The 17,352-nt window shown below is 67.0% G+C and carries 11 protein-coding genes and 1 tRNA gene; 8 read left to right on the top strand and 4 right to left on the bottom strand.

Features of this window, described 5'->3' with window-relative positions; genetic code table 11:
* Positions 1-4: 4 nt before the first annotated feature.
* From VUN84_13455 to VUN84_13425, 7 genes are all read left to right on the top strand, one after another.
* Positions 5-625, top strand: coding sequence for a GNAT family protein (locus VUN84_13455; GenBank protein XAS63296.1), 621 nt, complete (start codon positions 5-7; stop codon positions 623-625).
* A gap of 317 nt (positions 626-942) precedes the next feature.
* Positions 943-1,722 (top strand): hypothetical protein, encoded by a 780-nt coding sequence (locus VUN84_13450; GenBank protein ID XAS63295.1) that lies wholly within the window; start codon positions 943-945, stop codon positions 1,720-1,722.
* 118 nt (positions 1,723-1,840) lie between these two features.
* Positions 1,841-2,641 carry an NAD(P)H-binding protein gene (locus VUN84_13445; GenBank protein ID XAS63294.1) on the top strand — a complete coding sequence of 267 codons (801 nt, stop codon included), beginning with the start codon at positions 1,841-1,843 and terminating at the stop codon, positions 2,639-2,641.
* 46 nt (positions 2,642-2,687) lie between these two features.
* A tRNA-Ala gene (locus VUN84_13440) sits at positions 2,688-2,760 on the top strand.
* A gap of 570 nt (positions 2,761-3,330) precedes the next feature.
* On the top strand, positions 3,331-3,534 hold the full coding sequence (locus tag VUN84_13435; protein ID XAS63293.1) for a cold-shock protein: 204 nt from the start codon (positions 3,331-3,333) through the stop codon (positions 3,532-3,534).
* A gap of 423 nt (positions 3,535-3,957) precedes the next feature.
* Positions 3,958-4,563, top strand: coding sequence for a hypothetical protein (locus tag VUN84_13430; GenBank protein XAS63292.1), 606 nt, complete (start codon positions 3,958-3,960; stop codon positions 4,561-4,563).
* A 493-nt stretch (positions 4,564-5,056) separates the two neighbouring features.
* Positions 5,057-6,088 (top strand): NADPH:quinone reductase, encoded by a 1,032-nt coding sequence (locus tag VUN84_13425; protein XAS63291.1) that lies wholly within the window; start codon positions 5,057-5,059, stop codon positions 6,086-6,088.
* 83 nt (positions 6,089-6,171) lie between these two features.
* On the opposite strand, the gene VUN84_13420 is transcribed toward VUN84_13425, so the two are convergent.
* The 4 genes from VUN84_13420 to VUN84_13405 form a co-directional block, all read right to left on the bottom strand.
* Entirely contained in the window at positions 6,172-8,154 is a 1,983-nt protein-coding gene (locus VUN84_13420; protein XAS63290.1) for a serine/threonine-protein kinase, read from the bottom strand.
* A 79-nt stretch (positions 8,155-8,233) separates the two neighbouring features.
* Positions 8,234-12,553: an FtsK/SpoIIIE domain-containing protein gene (locus tag VUN84_13415; protein XAS63289.1), complete on the bottom strand. Its 4,320-nt coding sequence runs from the start codon at positions 12,551-12,553 to the stop codon at positions 8,234-8,236.
* Positions 12,554-12,617: 64 nt separating this feature from the next.
* Positions 12,618-13,961, bottom strand: a complete 1,344-nt coding sequence (locus tag VUN84_13410) for a hypothetical protein (GenBank protein ID XAS63288.1) — start codon at positions 13,959-13,961, stop codon at positions 12,618-12,620.
* Positions 13,958-16,816, bottom strand: a complete 2,859-nt coding sequence (locus VUN84_13405) for a hypothetical protein (protein XAS63287.1) — start codon at positions 16,814-16,816, stop codon at positions 13,958-13,960. Before VUN84_13405 ends, VUN84_13410 begins: the two co-directional genes overlap by 4 nt.
* A 229-nt stretch (positions 16,817-17,045) precedes the next feature.
* Between VUN84_13405 and VUN84_13400 the strand changes: the two genes are divergently transcribed.
* Positions 17,046-17,327 carry a pyrophosphorylase gene (locus tag VUN84_13400; GenBank protein XAS63286.1) on the top strand — a complete coding sequence of 94 codons (282 nt, stop codon included), beginning with the start codon at positions 17,046-17,048 and terminating at the stop codon, positions 17,325-17,327.
* Positions 17,328-17,352 lie beyond the last annotated feature (25 nt).

The following is a 17,352-nucleotide window of genomic DNA, read 5'->3' as shown; positions in this document are numbered from 1 at the left end:
GCACGTGGCGGGGAGCTTCCAGTGGCCGGTAACGCTTGAAACCGGCGACCTGGTGTTGCGGCCTATCCGCTACCGGGACCGCAGGGAATGGTCCGAGGTACGCTCGCGCAACAGCGAGTGGCTGGCCCCATGGGAAGCGTCCAACCCTGTCCCCGGGGGCGGCCTTCCCGATTACCGGCAAATGGTGCGGTCCCTGAAGATTCAGGCTGCCCAAGGAACGTCGTTGCCGTTTCTCATCACAGCCAGGACGCCCGGCTTCCGGGACCCTGTGATCGTGGGGCAGTTGACGGTTTCCTCCATCGTGTGGGGCTCGGCCATGATGGCTACCCTGGGCTACTGGGTGGATAAGGACCGTGCCGGACACGGCATTGCCCCCACCGCCGTTGCTTTGGTGACCGACTATTGCTTCCAGACACTGGGACTGCACCGGATGGAAATCAACATCCGTCCGCAAAACGCGCCGAGCCTCCGGGTGGTTGAGAAACTCGGGTTCCGCGACGAAGGCTACCGGCCGCGGTTCCTTCACATAAACGGCGAATGGGCTGACCACAGAAGCTTCGCGTTGACCTCCGAAGAAGTGCCCGGAGGCCTGCTGGAACGGTGGCAGCGGGGCCGCCCCGCGTAGCCGGCCGGCCCCTCCGGAACCGCCGTTGTGCGACTCATTCGGTCAATTGCCAGTTGCCCCGCGACACACCGGGGACAATGCCGGGCTGCACCGGGCATTGCTCATACGGTTTTGATGTGGACTTTCCCCTTAGCAGCTCTGTGATCCTTGTCATTGCTGTTGCGCTCTGGATTGTGTGGGTAGCTCCGTACTTGCTCCGGAACGGACGCCACCTGGTTCAGCCCGCTGGTGAGCACGCACCGGACGCCAGCAATCTTGAAACAGCAAGCCCGCAAGCCGGGTACGTCATGAAGATGGCGGCCCAGCAGGAGAGAACTATGACCAGCACACACCGGACCGGATCCGGTTCCGGGAACATCACGTCCGACGGCGGCCCCTGGACTCAAGCGCCCGCCCCGGCATTCAAAATCCGCTACGGACGGCTGGTCTTGGCGGCGGCAGGGCTGCTGCTGCTGCTCACCGGATTCGTATCTGCGGTCCTGGGACTCTTCGGTCTCGGTTCATTCTGGCTGCCGGTTACCACTTTGCTCGGTGCCGCTGCCGCCGTGTTTACTCTCCGCTGGCTTGCGGTCCGGGACCGGCGCCGCAAGGTGGACGCAGCCTTCCGCGCGGCCATGTCCGCGCCGACGCACCCTGACCGGTCCGCTCCGTCACACTTTCCGCTGCACGCGCCCGAAGAGCTCCGCGAACGGGCCGATAACCCGCTGTTCGACGCCCAGGCCGGCGCGGCGGATCAGAAGCCAGCGCCGATTGCGTTGACCGCCCCTGAGCTTCGTCAGGCTGCACTGGCGGAAGCCGCGGCCTCCGCCGACGCCTCGGTCCGCGCCGCCGATGCCCGTGTGGGGCAAGGAGCCAGTTGGGACCCGGTGGAGGTCCCCAAGCCCACCTACGTGGAGGCACCCAAAGCCGAACGGGCCGCACCCGTGCCGCTTGACCTGCCAGAAGCCCCCAAAGCGGTCGGAAAGCCCTCTCTGAAGCAGGGCCACCCGCAGGCACAGGCTGCTAGTCGCGCCAGGGATGCCGACCCCAAACCCGTGGGTAAGGCCCAGAGCGCCCTGAGCAACCTGGACGATGTCTTGCAGCGCCGCAGGGCCTAAGGCTGGTTTGTTCGAGCCCCGGCCCGCCCGCAGTGGCAGACCGGGGCTTCTTTGTGCCCGCGGATCGAAATTCACGCGCCCCGGCCACTAGGAACCGCGGACGCGGTAGCCTCAGGGCATGACTCGGATTTGTGTTGCCGGCGGAACCGGCCAGGTGGGACGGGAAGTTGTGCGGCTGGCGGTGGCGCAAGGCCACTCGGTCGCGGCGCTTTGCAGGAATCCACCGCACGTCGGATCGGTGGCCCGGGCAGCCGGGGCCGAGTACTTCCCGGCGGATGTCCGCACCGGCGAGGGGCTGGCGGCGGCACTGGCAGGGGCCGACGTCGTGATCGACTGTCTGGAGGCGCGTTCCGGACGGGCCCAAGTCAACTTCGCCGACGGCGGCGCACGGCTGCTGGCTGCAGCCCAGGACGCCGGTGTGGCCAGGGCCGTCGTGCTCTCGATCGTCAACTGCGACCGGAGCCGCTTCCGCTACTACACCTCAAAGGCAGCCAAGGAACTCGTCTTTCAACGGTCGGGGCTGGAAACCGTCGTTCTCCGGGCGACACAGTTTCATTCCCTGCTCGCGACAATGTTTGCCGCCGGTTCGAGGATGCGGGTCATCCCCGTGGTCAAAGGTGCCCGGTTCCAGCCGATCGCACCCTCGGACGTCGCCGGGGAGCTGCTGGCAGAGGCCCTGAAGCCGGCGTCGGGACCGCGGCACAGGGAGAGAACCATCGGCGGCCCCGAGATCCAGGACATGGGGGAGCTTGCGCTGGAATGGAAGGCCGCCACCGGCTCCCATGGCCGCTTAGTGAGGATGCCGCTGCCCGGCGCGATGGGAAAATACCTGCGCGCGGGGCTGAACCTGGTGCCGGAGGAACGCCACGCCGGTGAGACTTTCCGCGGCTGGCTGGCAAAGAGCGCAGATAGTTTGTAGCCTAGGGACACCGGCAACGCCGTTCCTTCGGGACCGGCGTTGCTTCGGGGCTATAGCTCAGTTGGTAGAGCGCTTCGTTCGCATCGAAGAGGTCAGGAGTTCGAATCTCCTTAGCTCCACAGATTGTGGGATTTACGGCCTCCCCAGACATGGAATAAACACTTTAGTAATACTTTGCTCCGAGGGGTGACTCCCGGAGCACGCTTCGGTGTGTAAATGGTGTGCGCCATCCCGGTCACCCCAACGGCGCATTGGATCCCGAAGGCAGCTTCGTTCGCCCTCGGAGCGACCGTGAGAGCCATGTGCTGGTCTGACTTTTGTCAGCAGCACGCCCATGACATCCGGCCGGACTTTCCGTGCGGTGTCACTGGTGCCGGGGGCAGAGCCCGGATCGATTCATCTCTCGAAGCCGGGTGGGCATAGGGAGAGGGGTGGGCGGAAAAGATCCCGTTGACGAGCGGGCTTCCAGCGCACCAGCGGCAGTGAGGCCCGGGGTGACCCACGCGGCACTGGACCACACCCCCCGCCGGTCTGCTGAATATTGTCAGGGCGGCTTAGCCTTTGAAGCGTTACAGGGTCGGTCACTTGTTGCCCCCCGTCGGGGCTGACACGTAGGCTCGTGACTGTGAGTGGCTGGGATGGCAATCCGATAAGCGGAACCGACCAGCGACCCGTGAAGGAATAGCAACATGGCAACAGGTACTGTCAAGTGGTTCAACGCCGAAAAGGGCTTTGGTTTCATCGCCCCCGAGGACGGAAGCGCTGACGTGTTCGCACACTATTCGGCAATCGCCTCCAGCGGATACAAGTCCCTGGACGAGAACCAGAAGGTCCAGTTCGACATCACCCAGGGTCCTAAGGGTCCCCAGGCGGAGAACATCCAGCCGCTGTAGCGGTCGGCACAAGAGACTGGCCAGGCGATCATCGCTGGCCAGTCTCTTGCTGTGTCTAGGTCTTGGGCAGTAGCTCTCCCCGGCTAATACAGGCCTGGCCAGCGGCTCCGGTCGAAAGGCTGAGTGGCGGGGCGGACGACGGGGTCTGGATACATGCTGCCGTGGAGCGGGGAAAGGGCTCCCCTTGTCGCCGTCACCCGGTCCGTCAAACGTCCGGAGGATGCCCGGAACCCTTGGCAATTTCCGGTCGGGACTCGTCGCGATCGGCATTGATCGGGCCCTCCTGAACAGCTGTGGTCTCTCCCCACGGTCCTGTACGACGCACACGGCTCCTGCATAACGGCTGGCTCGGGATGCGCCGGAGTGAGGCGTCCACCGGGCCACCTGCCAGACGAGCCTCTCCTGCAAGGTCAAGTAACCGGAGTGACGATGATCCCGAACCACCACCAGCTTCTTGGCCTCTTCGAAGCGGCCGAGCCGGCGTTCCTTGCGGCACGCTTCGCCACCGACTTCCCCGCGTACCCTGACCGGGAAGGGGAGCGGGGGACCGTCCTTTTCTTTGACGGCGGCTACTGGGATGTCCGGATGGACGGGGGCCCAGCGTTCCTGCATGCGCCCGGCGGCTCCAGAATGATCCAGACGGACGGCTCGGCGGAGGACGGCCCTGCGATGGAGAACCTTCCGATGAGGCCGCCCTGGTCGCTGGTACTTCCCCGCTGGTCCGCTTTCCTGGGACGGCTCGGCGATGACTGGCAGATCAACGCCGGGGAACCGGTCGAGGAAACGGACGGGGCCTGGCGGGTGCCGCTGACGAACCTGGAGAAGCCGGAATTCACCGGAACCCTCACAGTCGACGCGGAGAGGCACGTCATCACCCGGGTGGAACTCGGCCACATGATCCAGTCCCTGACCATCGGCCGGACCGAACCCACCGGCGACGACCTGGCCGCGCTGCAGACCATTAAATCCAGCGTGCAACAATTCACCGGGGCTCCCCCGTCACGGAGCGGGAAGCCATGCTCCCCATGACTACTCTGCCCTGCACTTGCGGACGGAGTACCCGTGGCCCGGCCCGGCCGTCTCATGCCACAGGAGATGTTCGAGGCTGACTCACGGAGCACCCGGAGCCTATGTCTGGCACGGCGTCACGTTCCTGCCCCGCCGCACGACGTCGCCGTCCGCGGCTCGCTGGATGCCACCAAGGCAGCCCTGGACCAGCTCCCGGTCCTGAAGGCCTCCGGCGGGTACGGCATCGTTCGCCGACTCGCGGGCGAACCCGGTAGCTGGGAGCCGGTCCCGGCGTAGGAGGCGGCGTTCCACTTCAGAGACTCGATGCCGTTCATGGCACTGGCCCTTGTCTTGCAGCTCCCGGAGGAACCCTGGCCTCGCCGGGCTAACCGTGGTGGTGACCTGCCGGGATAGGCACCGGATATGGCGGGTGCCAAGGCCCGGAACGATCGTGGACCGTGGCTGGTCCGGCACCGGCGGGAATTTTCGGTCCGGGCCGGCGTTGGTTCTGAGTATGAAAGCAATCGTGTACCGCGCCACCGGCGATCCGTCTGTTCTTGAGCTCATCGACCGTGAGGTCCGCGATCCGGGGCGCGGGGAGGCGCGTGTACGGATGGTGGTCTCCGCTGTGAACCCCACCGACTGGAAGTCGCGCCGCGGCGCCAAACCGGGTGAGGCGTTGCCCTTCCCGGAGGTCGTGCCGAACCAGGACGGCGCCGGAGTGGTGGACGCCGTCGGGCCCGGTGTCAAGCACCTCCACGTCGGTGACAGGGTCTGGTTGGCCTTGGCAGCTTACCAGCGGGCCGACGGCGGGACAGCCCAGGAGTTCGCCGTCGTGCCGGCCGAGCGGATCTTTCCGCTGCCGGAGAACGCCGGGTTCGACCTCGGCGCAAGCCTGGGCGTTCCTGCGATCACCGCCCACCGCGCCCTGACGGTCGCCGAGGATGGGCCGCGGCGGCTGCACCCGGGGGCCTTGGACGGCAAGGTGGTTCTCGTCGCTGGTGGGGCCGGCGCCGTGGGCCATGCGGCGATTCAGCTCGCTAAGTGGGCCGGCGCGGTTGTGATCACCACCGTGAGCGGACCGGCGAAGGCTGCGCTGGTCAGGGCCGCCGGCGCCGATCACGTCATCAATTATCGGGAAACCAGCGCAGTGGCTGAGATCCGCCGGATAGCTCCCGGGGGCGTCGACCAGATCGTGGAGGTGGCACCCGCGCAGAACGCCGAGCTCGACCTGGCAGTGATCCGCAACCGCGGCTCCGTGGCGGTTTACGCCAACAACGGCGGCGATCTGGTGAGCCTGGATGTGCGCCGGCATTTCAGCCTCAACGTCCGCTACCAGTTCGTGTTGCTTTATACCGTTGGTATGGCGGCGGTGCACGCCGCTGCCGAGGACATCAATGCGGCCATCGCCGATGGCGCTCTTCCGGTGGGAGAGGCCGCAGGCCTGCCGCTGCATCGCTTTGACCTGGCCGGGACGGCTGCGGCCCACGCGGCGGTGGAAGAGAGCATCGTCGGCAAGGTGTTGATCGATGTGTCCGCAGGCTAGCCGGTAAGGCTTCGTGGTTCGCAGCGCCGTGCCCTGCGGACTCGCCCCGCCACCGTCACCACCTCACCGTTGTGCCCGAATTCTCAGTCCTGCGAATTTTCGCGTGAAGTAATGCCAAAGCTCTGGGACTGCAACTCGGTGAAGTTACCGACGCTGGCACGCACGGTGCACTGAGGCGTGATCTGCAGGGCCGTTACGGTGAGCCCCGCGCTGTCGACCGCCAGCGCCCCGCCGCAGCCATCGGAGAACCGCACCCCCTTTTCGCCGCCGCTTACCGCCACAAGCATCTGCGAGGGCTTGCCGGACGTCGGACTCACGTACATCGGGTTCAGCTCGTCGGCGCCACCGGCCCAGACCGGAACCAGGGTGATCTTCAGCGGGCTGGGCGTCACCACGCGTGTCGGAGTGCGCACCTCCACGCCTTTCAGCCGCTGCACTGGATATTCGGTGCTCTTGACGGCCGGGTCCTGCGTCGCGGTGGTCGTCGTCCCGGACCCGGCACGCAGCCACGCGTCGAGCGCTTTCTGATCTGCGGGTGATACCGGCACGGTCGCGGTCACCTGGACGGAACCTCCTGCCGGGATCTCCAGTCCTGACACCTTCCAGCCGCACTCTACGTCGAGACCGGTGATCGAGGGCTGGTTCCGGCTCACTGACGACCCGTCCCATGAGGCCGCCGGGCACGCGTCCCCACCGGCCAGTCCGGGGATTACCTCCAGGAAATCACCGGACAACGGGGCCTTCTGTGCCGCATAAGCGATGGTCAACCGGATCTGACCGGAAGAGGGCTCGTAGGAGGCCGCACGCGAAATCGTCAAGCCCGTCGGAAGGGCGGTGTCCTGCAACTGCGCGGACAGCCGTTCGCCGGCGGCCGCAGGCGCGTTCTGCTGGTTTCCCGGTGCCAGGACAGCGAACCCGACAACCATCGCTACGAGCAAAAGGCCAGCGGTGCCGGCGAGCAGCAGGGCTTTGCGCGTGCGCCAGAAAGGGACGGCAGAGGTTTCCTCGGGCCGGACTTCCGCCAGCGGCCGCACCACGCGACGCGGGATTGGACGGGCGATCGTCGCGCTGCCCGCTTCCCCGAGTTCCGGAGCCTCCCCGCCGTCTCCGGCGGGAGGAGGCGCCGCCAAGGCTGCGAGTTCCTCCTCCGAGAAAGCGCCCCGGACCACAGTCGCGGGGCGGTCGACGGCGGCGAAGTCAGCGGGGGCTTCCCCCCGGGCGATGGCAGCGCTGCCGGCAAGACGTGGCGCGAGACGCCGGAGTGTCGACGCAGCTTCGGCCGCGGTCGGGCGCTGCGCGGGGTCTTTGGACAACAGCCCATCAAGTACGTCCCACACCGCATCGTCGACGGGGATTCTCGGCGGGCGCGCGGAAACGTGGCGGTAAGCGACGCTGAAATCCGTTCCCGGCCCGGCAAAAGGAGTGCGCCCGGCGAGGAGCTCATAGAGCATGACGCCGGTTGAGTACACATCCCCTGGCGGTCCGGACAGGCCCCGACTGATGAGCTCGGGAGGCATGTACAGCGGGGTGCCGATGAGGCCGGTGGTCTGACGGATCCGTTCGCCCACCACGTTGGAGATGCCGAAGTCAGAGACCCGAACGTCGCCCACGCCGCACTCGGGCCACGGCCGGGTGAGGAGCACGTTGTCCGGCTTTATGTCCCGGTGCGTCACACCCCGGGCATGGGCGAAAGCCAATGCGTCGAACACTTCGGCGGTGACGGTGAGCGCATCCAGGGGACGCAGCGGGCCGGTTTCCTTCACCGCGTCACGCAGGGATCCGCCAGCGATATAGTCCATGACGATAGCCAGCCGCGGGCCTTCCACCACCATGTCGCGCACCGTCACGATGTGGGGGTCCCGGAGCCCGAGCAGCACGGAGCGCTCACGGACGAACCGTTCCACGAGCGAAGGATCATCTGCATGCTCCGGCCGCAGGACCTTGGCCGCAAACGTTTGACCGTCGGCCGAGGTGACGGTCCAAACATCGCCCACGGCACCGGAGCCCACCCGTTCGCCGAAGCGGTACGACGCTCCCAGCGCCTGTCCCGTCTGTGCGATTTGCATCCCGTGTCCTCCAGCTTCGTCCATCTGATTCTTCAAGTCAGCCCGGCCACGACTTCCGTGTGGGCGCCCCCCGCCGGGGTTAACCCTCGGGGCTCATTGACTGGATGAGTGCCATTTGTCCGCCTACCCCGATATAGCCTCGCCCAACAGTCAGCGCCACGGGCGATTTGCGGGGAAGAACAGCCCCCAGCAGTTCGCCGTCGTAATCTACATCCGGCTGCAGAAGCACGCCCAGGCGGGATTTGCGGAGCGTCTTGGTCCAGTGACTGTACAGGCCGCGGAGATCCGCGGCCCGTCCGGCAGCGATGACACACAGCCCCGGCCGGCCGGACGCCACCACCCCCGAGATGGATTGATCGGCGTCTTCGAAGCGCTCTGCGTCGTCAATCAGCAGGAACACCGTCCCGCGCTCGAGGCGCAAGGCAGCCAGCAAAGCGGGCACCTCATCCGCGCCGACGGCCACGCGGTCCAGGTCGGCGGCGGCCAACGACGAACGACGATCGCAGATGCCCCACACCTGCGCCGGTCCCCGGGACGTGGCCGCGCCACGCACCGCTGCGGCCAGGGCCAGGAGCAGTGTGGACTTGCCCGATCGGGCTGGCCCGGCGATCAGTGCGTGCTCACCCTCGTAAATCTCCAGGAACGCAGGGGAGAGGTCCGACTCACACAACCCCACCGGTATAAGCCAAGGCTCGCCCTCCAGCCTGGCGCCGACGCCCAACTCCGGCAGCGTGACTTTGCCGGGCAGGCGCCTGATGGCCGCAGTCTTCGCCGGTACGTGCGCCCAGCGCTGCCGGACACGGCCCACCGCGGCGGCCATCCCGACGCCGGGCGTGGCTACATGCATCTGGAGGGAGGTGCGGGGGTCCACACAACGGCCGGGAAGCGGCGCAGGGATCTCCTTGCCGCGGACACCGAGCGAGGAGTAGTCGTAGGTGTCCGCCAGCCGGAAGAGCCACTTCTGCAGCGTCACCTCGTTCATGGCCGAGGGCACCGCCTTGGCGCGTGTGGTGGAGACAGCGAACGAAAGTCCCAGCGCGGGGCCGTCCGCGTAGGCGCTGTACAGCAAGGCCAGCAGTTGTTGCCCTTCGAAATCCTGGAACTCATCCCGCAGCGAGGCCAGGCCGTCCAGCAGCACCACCGTGCGGCGGTGCTGGCCGGGTTCGGCGCGGCGGCGCTCCAGTTCGGTGTGCAAGTGCCGCAGGAAGCGGGCCTGCTGCTCCTTGGCGCCGGCACCCGTTCCAACATAGGCCACGGTGTGTGGCAGGGATTCGAGTGGTTCAAGCTCACGGGAGCCCATATCGAGAATCATCAGATCGAGCTCCGCCGGATCAACGTCTCTGGCAAGCGTCAACGCGATCGAGGCCAGCGTGGTGCTCGTGCCGGAGCCGGCTACGCCCAGGAGCATCAGGTTTCCCACGGACATGTCCCATCCCGCCGCCGACTGGCGCTGCAGATCCGGCTCGTCCACGATGGACACCAGGACAGACGAGTCCCGCACGGCGCCTACGATCGGCAGGTTCCAGGCTTCGGGGTCGGCGGGAGCGCCGGAAGGCGCAGCAGGGCCGCCGCCGTCCGGCTGAGGGAGGAAACCTGCCAGCTCCACACGCTCGCCGAGGGCTTCCGGCCAGACCTGCCGGGGCCGGGCGTACCCGGCTTCGGTGTTGGCTTCGATCACCGCGTCGATGAGAAGATCCAAGTCGTTGTCGTCCGCGTCCGTAGACCGTGGCGCCGCCGCCGCCGGCACGGGGACGCCGAACTGGCGGATCCCACGCACCTCTACCGTGGCGCCGCCTTCAAGCTGTGCCTGTCCGGTGACAAGGGCGGTCTGTACTGGGGTGATGTCGTCCTGGCCCAGCTTCACGAAGGCGCGGCCCATCTGGGCCCGCCCGATCGCCGAGGCGGCGGGCACGCCGATGACGTTGTTGGAGTCGTCGCGGCTCTGCACGCGCAGGGCAACCCGAAGGTTCGTGTTCGCGAGGATGTCGTCGCTGACGACGCCGGCCGGGCGCTGGGTGGCCAGGATCATGTGCACACCCAGGGTGCGGCCCACGGCACCCACGCTGACCAATGCTTTCAGCACATCCGGGAAGTCCTTGGCCAGCATGGCAAACTCGTCAATCACCAGCAGCAGCCGGGGCATGGGCTCGGCCGGGTTTGTCGCCAGATAAGCGTTCAGGTTGTCCACGCCCTCGCCGGCCCCGGCAAACACACGCTGGCGCCGCTCCATCTCCGCCTCCAACGCGCGGAGGGCCCGGTCGGCGAGTTGTTCGTCCAGGTTGGAGATTGTGCCGATGGTGTGCGGGAGGCGCTCACAGGCCTTGAAAGCCGCACCGCCTTTGAAGTCGACCAGGATGAAGTTCAGGCGCGTCGGATCGTTGCGTGCCGCGAGGCCGGCCACGAGCGAGCGCAGGAATTCGGACTTGCCGGATCCGGTCGTGCCGCCGACCAGGCCGTGGGGGCCATCCTTGACCAAGTCAAGGGTCAGGGGCCCATTTTCCCCGGCGCCTATCGGTGTGGAAACTCCCGTAGGGGCCTGCCACAGGCGGCGGACCGTCGCGGCGTCCGGGCGCTCGTAGCCGAGCAGCCCGGGGAGCCGGACCAGCGAGGGCAGCGAGGCACCAGGTACGCTCAACTCCGGATCATCAAAGTGAGCCAGGTTCATCGCGCAACGAAGGGCCTCCTCCTGGTCGAGGCCCGCCAGGATGACGTCCTCAACCCGGGTCAGGGTCTCCGGCTGGTCCACAGTGGCCGCAGCGTCCGCCCCCACCCGGATGATCGTGGTGCAGGAGGCCGGCAGTTGCTCTTCTGAGGTGGCGATGACAATGCCCGCAACCCGGGAGTGACGCTGCTGCGGGTTGATGTGGGCCCCTGGCACGGAGCGGCCCACGCCGAGAAGCGCGCGCGCCGGGGAATCCCTGCCCTCCGTGAGCACCTCGGAGTCCAGGACTACCAACATCGCCGGCGTGGGCAGCTCCTGGACACTGTCCTTGAGCGTGCGCAGCATGGCCAGACTCGTCTCGCGGTGCGCGGACATCCACCGCTCGCCTGTGCTGCTGCCGGCTTGGCGGGTGTGCGGCAGCCACGAGGCCCACTCCCACTCGTCGGCGCGCCCGGCGTCGCAGAAGACGCCGATTGTCAGATCAGCTGGACCAACGTGCACCGCAGCCTGGGCCAGGAGGGAGCGCGCGAGTGCCAGTACACCTTCCCGAGGGCCCACCATGCCCACCACCCCGGCGTCTGTCAGGTCAACCAGCACGGGCGCCGACTGCAGGCGTGCCGCCGCGAGGGAGTCTTTCACCTTCTCATCGAGGCGCGTGCCGGCATTGCGATCCATCTCGGGATGCCACGGCACGTCGCCTGTGCCCGCATGGAGAGCGAGGAAGTCCTCAGAGTCTGCGCGGCGCTGCCACAGGGACGTGGTGGGCAGGGACGCGCGCCGGACGACGGTGGCGGGATCGGGGATCAGCCGATGGCGCCGCCCAGTCTCCGCCGCAGCGGCCGTGCGGACCTGCTGCTCGAATTCCTCGAGCGCCCTGGTGAAGCGCTCTTCCTCCTCTTTCAGGCCCCGGGCGTATCGTCGCTTTTGTTCGAACCACATACCTACGGCCATCACAGGGCTAAGCATGGCGAACATTGCGAAGCGCAAATCCCGCAGTATCACCACCATCGCCGCCGCCATGACGAGAGGCGCCAGTACCGTGATGACGTTGAACTTGCCGGCCGGAGGCACTTCGCTGCGGCTCGGTGGCAACAAAGGGTCGCCTAGCGGGGCTTGCCCGGGACGGGGAGGGCGGTTGAAGGGGGCTGTCGCCGCCGGCGTGAGGTTATGCAGGCTTCCCGGCGTCGGGGCGGAAGTCTCGTCCAGAGCCCGGCGCAGGAGGAGCACGGTGCCGCCGGCGGTGATCGTGGCGGTCTCGGTGACAAGGGTGCCGTCCTCATTCACCGGCTCGCCGTTGACGAGAGTGCCATTCGTGGACCCCCCGTCCAGGACCCGCAGCCCGTCCTCCTCCCGGCGAAGGCGGCAGTGGTCCCACGACGCGCTCTCGGTGGGAAGGCTCAGGTCGGCATGCGGAGACCGGCCGATGAGCATGTCGCGCCCTGGCGGAACGGCAATGACACCGCCGGTTCGCTGGCCGCCGGCGAGCGTCACGCTCCAGTCCCGCACACGCTCTGGGATTGGCCACGGCGTTCGCGAGATGCGGCTGCCTTCCAGGACGATCAGCTCAGAAACTGGGGTGGAGCCCCGCACCTCGGCTTCGTTCAGGAACACTGCCTCATCGGGCGCCAGCCGCGGGCCGCCGGCGGCCTCCACCAAGTCTGAGAGCGTAGTGGACGGCGCGGCGTGGGCTACCTCGCACTCAAAGCGACGCTCATCCAAGTCGATCAGCACGCGCATCAGGGCGTTCCTTCCGTGGGGACATGGCGCCCCGCCCGCACAGCGGCAGGACGGGACAGGACGATCAAGGGCTTGCCGGCGCCGGTACCCAGACGAGGCGGGGAGCTGCCTCGTCCGGCGGGCGGAGGCCCAGGTCCTGCGCGGTAGCGTACACCGGGATGGTCTCTGCGCTCAGCGCGGCAGCGCGAGAGAAGTCCAGCTCCGGCCCGGCAAGGCCGTCACCGGGGCCGAACGATAGCGTGCGGAGGGCTGCGCCCACCTTGGACGGATCACCGCTCCCAGCCGCAGCGCCCGCGCGCACCAGGGCGACGACGGCGTCGTGGCTGCGTGCGTCCGCAGCCCAGGCGTCGGCGGAGAAGGGGGCGTCGTCGCTTAGGTTCTTAATTGCGGGGTCGCCGGACACCAGGCGCACTGCGGAGAGGAAGGCGGACATACCCCGCCCCTGGGCATCTTTTTGCAGCGCAGTGGCATCGCCGCCGGCGGGGGCAACGCTGACCAGTTGGCCGGACGCGGTGCCGTCGAGCTCGGCGAGCGAGGAGGCGAAGGCCGGAGTTGTGGCGCCCTCCGGAAGAATGAGGGGCACGGATACGTCGCGGGACTGCAGGGCCTGGACCAGCCGGGCCAGCCTCTGCGGCGTGGCGGCCGAGACGACCACGGCGTCAGCGGGCTCGGCAACCCTGGTCGACTCGGCGCCGGCCGGGGCGTCTTCGGCCGCCGGGCGCAGCTGGTCGCCGGTTCTGATGGCGGCCTCCTGGGCCAGGGCCGTCACTTCTTCGAAGCCGCTAAGGCTCAGTGTTTGCGAGATGGCAACTGATGCGGGGATCTGGCCGCCGTCTTCTACGAGCAGCACCCTGTTCTTGCCGGTCAGGGCAGTTCGTAGGGCAGTTTCGACGGACGCTCCCGAGGGGCGCGTGGTCCAGGTGGTCGGCGCGGGGTCCGACGGTTCAACGTAGGGCAGGATGGCCGGGAGCCCGAGCTCTTCGGCAGTTTTTGCCGCGGCCAGGGCCTGCGGCCCCGTGCTTGTCACGATGACGCCGGACGCTCCCTGCTCGGCGAGGGCCCGTACGGCGGCGCTTGCGCCATCCTCCGTGCCCCGGTCATTCTGGGCTGACAAGCTGAGTGTGGAACCGCCCCGGGCAAAGCGCTGCGCGGCAACAATCGCGCCTTGTGCCGAGCGGTTGTGTTCCGAACCCGGCTCGCCGGACCGGCCCAAAGTAAGGACAACTCCGATCGAGAAGTCCTTCGGCAAGCCGTCGGCCTTCAGCGCTACGGGAACCGTCGCGGCAACAGGATCGGGCCGGGAAGCCTCCTTTGGGCGGTTCAGCGTCACTGTCAGGACGATCGCAACCACGACGACGGCCGCGACGCCCGCAATGATAAGGGCAATCAGCCGGCTGCGGGAGCTCATTCGGTGCCGCCGATCTTCAGCGTGTACAGGGTCTGGGATGTCGCGCCGGCCGGCACCTCGAGGTGGAACGGCGGCAGTTCATCGATCGCGGTGAGTGAGGCCTTGAACTGCGCCTGACGCAGCAGCAACCCGGCAACATCGCGGGACCTGATGTTGGCGTAACCTTCTGCGTTCTGGGAGGCCAGCGCCAGCTGGTAGTCGGCTGTATCGGCTTTGGCGGCGTTGGTAGCCATGGAGCCGAGCAGACCGGATCCGTTCACCGAGCGGTCGCCCAGGTCAAGCATCACCTTGTTGAGGCTGGAGGACAGGAGCGCGTTCGCGCCCTCGACGTCCCGCGTTGAACCGGACGTGCTCGAAGCGATGCTGGCGAGCGAGGACTGCGTGGTCTTGGCCAGGGAGGCGGCCAGGGCGCCGCTCTGCTCCAACAATTCGCCCCGCTGCTTGTCCACTGTGCCCCCGGCGTCACCTACCACCTCGTCGGAGGTGGACTTCAAGCCGGAGATGGAGCGGTTGAAAGCGGTGATCACGGAGTCTGAACCCGCGTCACCGATCTCGGCCACCTGGCGGACTTGCTCGCCCACGGTTTTGTAGACCTCGGCCGCAGTATCAGCCGAGACGTCGCGGAGGGACTCCTTGATCTTGTCGCCGAGCCCGTCCTGCTGCACCTTCAACTTCGCCAGTGTTGCGCCCACCTGGCCGGAGGATTCAATGGCTTTACCCAGCGCAGCCGCCAGGGTTTCGAGCCCGCGCTTTGTGCCGGCAGCATTGCCTGTAGCCGCCCGGTCAAGGGCCTTCGCAGCGTCGTCGACTGCATCCAGTTTCGCGTCGATGTCGCCGATACTCGCCTCCAGGGTAGTGAACGCCTTGCCGATCGCCTGGTCCTGGTCAGCCGTGTCAGTGGCCGCGAGGGCCGTGTCCCATGCCTCCGACTGGGATTTCAGCCGGACGTCCAACGGATCCTTAAACCCGGTCGGAAGCTTCACTGCCCGGGCCGGGTTTTCATTCTCAGGGGTGGGCCCGCAGGGAGCGGACGTCAGGTAGGCGCGCAGCCGCGCCACGTCCTCGGCCGATAGCCGGCCTGGGGCAGGGAGACCGGCGTCCGCCATCTTGCAGAGTTCGTCCGCGAGCCGCTGGTTTTGTTGCATCATCGAGCCCTTCAGCAGCGAGCCGTCACCCAGCTCGCTCCGGGCGCTTTGCGCAGTCTCGTCGATGTCGATCAGTTGTTGCCGCAGCCCTTTGATGCTGTCGCGGGCTGCGGTGGCTGCATCCCGGGTTGCGGCAACGGAGGCCCGAACGGACTTCATCGCCTTGTCCACCTTCGCCAGCGCTGTCTCGTAGTCCTCGGGGGTATCGGCGCCGTCGAGGATTACGGCAAAGCCGGCGCGGACCCGCTCCAGTTCGAGGGTTGAGGCCTCTTGGTTTTTGATTGCTCCTTCGACGACCTGCGGCTGCAGGTCCGCCACGAGCTCATCACCCGTCTCCACCAGCCCCAGCAGCGCTCCAGTGACGCTCATGGCTGATCCGTAGAGCGAGCACGTCATGGAGCCCTGCTCTGCGCATTCCACCGCGGTGGGGTCCTCGGGCCCCATGGTGGCCTTGATGGCGCCCGCAACAATGTCCCGGCAGCCCGCGCTGACCTTCGCGTAGGCGTCCAGCTGTGAGGCCATGGTCACGACGCTCGAGTACACCGTGGCGGCCTTCTCGGACTTGGGGACTTCGGCGGAGCAGCCCTCGCCGTTGATGGGGGCCGTCGCGGGCACGGCCGACGTGTCTCCCAGCATCGCGTCCACAGCGGAAACGGTCTGCTTCAACTGCGCCGCGGTAGCTGACTGCGTTGTGGTCGTTGCGGACTCCAAATCAGCGCCGAGAGTCTTCAGCTGGTCCTTGAGCCCTGACATGGTCGCGGCCAGCGCCTGGGAATTGTCCCGCAGCTCGCCCGCCGTTTTCGCGCCCACTGTCTGCGAGGTCACCTGCAGGTTCCGCCGGACGTCGGTAATAGTGGATCCGGCCTGGGTCAGCACAGTGTTGATGTCCGAGACCAGCGTGATGGTTCGGCGCTGCAGCTCCAGTACCGAGCCGGTGCCGGACGAAAAGGCGCCGTTGAGGACTCCATCTGCGCTGAGGTCCGTGTTGAGGCCCGGCTGGATTGCTACGTCGAACGCGGGGACCTTGAAGTTTTCGACGTCGGCCACGAGGCGCAGGGTGGTGCTTGCGCCCGAACGCGGCGGGGCCAGAATGGTCGCCCATTGCACCACGGCTGCGCCATCCTCGGTGCTGCTTAGGACACCGTTGGTGCCCGTGGCGCCATCCGCAGAGCCTGCCGTGACGTGGTCTGCCCGTACGCCGTCGAGCTTCGTCGAGGCTGCGATGGTCAGCGGGGCGCCGACGAGGGCCGTGTCGGAACGTGTCTGGCCCGCAGCGTCGTACTCAATGACCCGCGGCTTGACCGTGAGGTTTTCCAGCGTCACATTGATTTCGACCGGCCCGGTGTGGCCCTGCAGTTCGGCGAGATCTGAGCCGGACTTTGACCCCGCCCGGTATTGCAGGCTCACACGCACCGGGAGTTCACCCACCACCTGGGCGGTGTCGTACTTCGCGTCCTCTGCGGAGGAACCGCCCGCTGCGGAGACAGAGATGGTGGTCCCCTCTACAGTCTCGACTCCTGCGGCAGCGGAAAGGCCTACCCGCACGTTCTGCAGGAGCTTGACAGGGTTGGATACCGGCGCAGCTTCGGGAGTTGGAGTGCACGACGTCGACGCCACCAGCCCCAAGGAGACGATGACTGCGCTTATGGCGCGGCCCGGGGTGCTGCTGCGCGCCAGGGTGCGCTGGTGGGTATGGGTCAGTCTGGGCATAATCGTCCCTCTTCTGTTCACGGTGCCTTCAGCATGATACTGGGTTGCGCTCGCGAATGGACTAATCTTGGCCTCCGGGTTGCGGGCGTGTGGCCTTCGCCGACATGCCGAGCCATCCTGGTTCTTCTTTTTGTTGGATTTATTAGCATCTGTTGGTAGCGTCAGCATCGTTCGCTCGCCGACGATCATGTGTCCGGCGGGGAAGCGGTTTCTTTTGGGAGGAATTTCTATGTCGCGTGTGTTGTCAACCGAGCAAGCGAAGGCTGCCATCGGGCAGGTGCAGTCGATCATCAATGGTGGTTTCACGGATCAGATCTCGGCGCTGGATGCGCAGGGCAAGATCCTGTCGGATCCGAATATCTGGGACGGTCCGCTGGCTACGCAGTTCCGCGGGTCCACGTGGCCGGAGACGAAGGCGGCGCTGGACAAGGCCCGCCAGGAACTCGAGGAGCTGCGGACCCAGCTGCAGAAGATCTCGCAGGACATTTTCTCCGCCGGCGGCGGCGCCTAAGCCTGCAGTCGATGGTGTAAAGGCC

Source organism: Micrococcaceae bacterium Sec5.8, assembly GCA_039636775.1.
Taxonomy (GTDB): domain Bacteria; phylum Actinomycetota; class Actinomycetes; order Actinomycetales; family Micrococcaceae; genus Arthrobacter.
This window is presented reverse-complemented; position numbering and strand designations above follow the sequence as displayed.

Coding starts and splice junctions, on each gene's coding strand:
- VUN84_13450 (XAS63295.1), top strand. CDS start 943: ATGACCAGCACACACCGGACCGGATCCGGTTCCGGGAACATCACGTCC.
- VUN84_13445 (XAS63294.1), top strand. CDS start 1,841: ATGACTCGGATTTGTGTTGCCGGCGGAACCGGCCAGGTGGGACGGGAA.
- VUN84_13435 (XAS63293.1), top strand. CDS start 3,331: ATGGCAACAGGTACTGTCAAGTGGTTCAACGCCGAAAAGGGCTTTGGT.
- VUN84_13425 (XAS63291.1), top strand. CDS start 5,057: ATGAAAGCAATCGTGTACCGCGCCACCGGCGATCCGTCTGTTCTTGAG.
- VUN84_13420 (XAS63290.1), bottom strand. CDS start 8,154: ATGCAAATCGCACAGACGGGACAGGCGCTGGGAGCGTCGTACCGCTTC.
- VUN84_13415 (XAS63289.1), bottom strand. CDS start 12,553: ATGCGCGTGCTGATCGACTTGGATGAGCGTCGCTTTGAGTGCGAGGTA.
- VUN84_13410 (XAS63288.1), bottom strand. CDS start 13,961: ATGAGCTCCCGCAGCCGGCTGATTGCCCTTATCATTGCGGGCGTCGCG.
- VUN84_13405 (XAS63287.1), bottom strand. CDS start 16,816: ATGCCCAGACTGACCCATACCCACCAGCGCACCCTGGCGCGCAGCAGC.
- VUN84_13400 (XAS63286.1), top strand. CDS start 17,046: ATGTCGCGTGTGTTGTCAACCGAGCAAGCGAAGGCTGCCATCGGGCAG.